Annotated in this window: 2 protein-coding genes; both read right to left on the reverse strand. The window is 32.5% G+C overall.

Annotation, left to right across the window (positions count from 1 at the left end; all coding sequences use genetic code 11):
• Nucleotides 1–2,242: glycoside hydrolase family 2 TIM barrel-domain containing protein (locus ICJ83_RS16740; RefSeq protein WP_188231559.1), on the reverse strand; the 2,242-nt coding region annotated here is incomplete at its 3' end.
• 80 nt (nt 2,243–2,322) lie between these two features.
• The coding region (locus tag ICJ83_RS16745; RefSeq protein ID WP_188231560.1) for a discoidin domain-containing protein at nt 2,323–2,580 on the reverse strand (258 nt) is incomplete at its 5' end.

Below are 2,580 nucleotides of genomic sequence, written 5' to 3' on the forward strand. Positions count from 1 at the left end.
AACTCACCGCTTGATTAGAAGTTTCTAAAAAATTAAAAGTTGCTTTTTGTAATTGAAACTGCTCATAAGCTATGGTGTAACCTACAGCTAATAAAGGCTCATTTTGTTTTAATTGGACATTAATATTTAGAAAATATTCCGCATCTGATTTAAATTTTGTTTTATAAGGAATATGTATTGTTCTTTCCGTTTGTGGTTTGGTTATTATATTCTCTATACTTCCAGTTTCAACAACCTTACCATTTTCCAATACTTCCCAGGATAATTGATAATTAGATAAGTTTCTAAAGAAATACCAGTTTTTAATATTAATTAACCCTTTAGACAAATCGTTTTCATAAAACTTTACATTTTGATGAACATATTTCACTTCATATATATGCGGATTTGGAGTTCTATCAGGCTGTACCAAACCATTATTTAAGAAATTATTATCACTCGGAGTGCCTTCTGGTCCAAAATCACCTCCATAAGCATAAATCTCTCGACCGTTCTTTACGGTTTTAATTCCCTGATCAACAAAATCCCAGATAAAACCACCTTGTAACTTATCATACTTCTCATATAAATCCCAATACTCTTTAAAACCACCCATACTATTTCCCATGGCATGAGCATATTCACATTGCACTAAAGGCTTAGTAAAATCTTCATTTTTCGCATAGTCTTCCACACCTTGAGGCGTGTCGTACATAGGAACGAATAAATCTGTATTCCACTCATGCTCGGCTCTTTCATATTGTGTTGGTCTTGTAGAATCTAGTTTTTTAGCCAATAAATAAGATTTATAAAAATTATAACCATTTCCTGCTTCATTTCCTAACGACCAGATAATTACAGATGGATGATTTTTATCTCTTTCAACCATACGCTCCACACGCTCTAAATGTGCTTTTAACCACAAGGGATTATTCGCTAGTGTTTTGTGCAACGCATACCCCATACCATGTGATTCGATATTAGCTTCGTCAACAACATAAATTCCATACCGATCACATAACTCATAGAAATAAGGGTCGTTTGGGTAATGACATGTTCTAACGGCATTGATGTTAAATGCTTTAAATATTTTTATATCCTTTAGCATATCTTCTTGAGAAATTACATGACCTGTGTTAGGGTCGTGTTCATGACGGTTAACTCCTTTAAATAAAATAGGCTTACCATTTAACAGGTATTGGCCACCTTTTACCTCAGACGTTCTAAAACCTAACTTTCTTGATATTGCTTCTAAAGTATTCCCTTTCTTATCTTTAAGTACAATACTTAATTCATAAAGTTCTGGGGTTTCTGCCGACCATGATTTCACATCTTTTATAATTTTTGTAAACAACAAATCTGTATCTCCATTTTCTGTTAACTCATATTCCGATGAAGATGTAAACACGTCTTGCCCAGATTTTGAAAGTATCACTTCAACAGTCCCTTTCTGCTTTTTAGAACTAATGTTCTTTAAATCCAAGTTTAAGTTAAAATCACCATCGGTATAATTATTAACTAAACCTGCTTTTGAAAAATAATCGGCAATTTGTACCTGAGGTCTAGCATATAAATACACATCACGTTCTATACCTGAAATTCTCCAGAAATCCTGACATTCCAGATAACTAGCATCACTCCAACGGTAAACTTCTAAAGCAATACTATTATTTCCTGGCGTTACATAATTAGTAATATTAAACTCTGCAGGTAGTTTAGAACCTTGACTATAACCTACCTTTTCTCCATTAATCCAGATATAAAATGCTGATTTCACAGCTCCCAAATGAATAATTACATCTTTATCTTCCCAATTATTTGGAAGCTCAAATGTTCGTTTGTAAGAGCCCACAGGGTTATGACCATCAGGGATATCTGGTGGTGTTACTTTTCCCTTTTGAAATGGATAAGTAGCATTTACATAAATAGGAATACCAAATCCTTCCACCTCCCAATTTGCAGGCACCTTTATACTATTCCAACCAGAAATATCAAAATCTTGTTTATAAAAATCAAGAGGACGTAACTCAGGCGACTCACAATAATTAAACTTCCATATACCATTTAACAATAAGTAATTTTCAGCTTTAGAAAGCTTACGTTCTTTTGCTAACTCTAAAGAACTGTAAGGAAAAAAACTCGCTCGAGCCTCAAGCTTGTTCATTTTTATAACATCTGGATTTTCGATTACAGGATCAAGGGTTTGAGCTTGTACACAAAAGATCCCAATTAAATAACTAAAGGGAAACAATAATTTTGTCATATATACTTTAAAATTTCGGATAAATATTTAAGTGATTTTTCTTCTTAAAAAGAACATTACAAACTGCTTTTTAAAAGCTTTTAAAAGACATCAAATTCTGCAATACCTAATTTACTTTGGCCGTCTGCAATATTTTTGGTTGTAAACTTCAAATAACGGGCTTTTTTATTTTTTTTAAACGTTATCAACTGTCTTATAGGGTTATTCCTGATATTAGAAAACTCTCCACTTTCAACTTCCTTCCATTTTTTACGGTCTTTACTAATCATTATTTTATAATCTAAAGCAATACCTACATTACCTCTTGATTGATCTGGTAAATATTGTAATTCTGAAAT

Origin of the sequence: Aestuariibaculum sediminum, assembly GCF_014596945.1 — a bacterium.
GTDB classification, from domain to species: domain Bacteria; phylum Bacteroidota; class Bacteroidia; order Flavobacteriales; family Flavobacteriaceae; genus Aestuariibaculum; species Aestuariibaculum sediminum.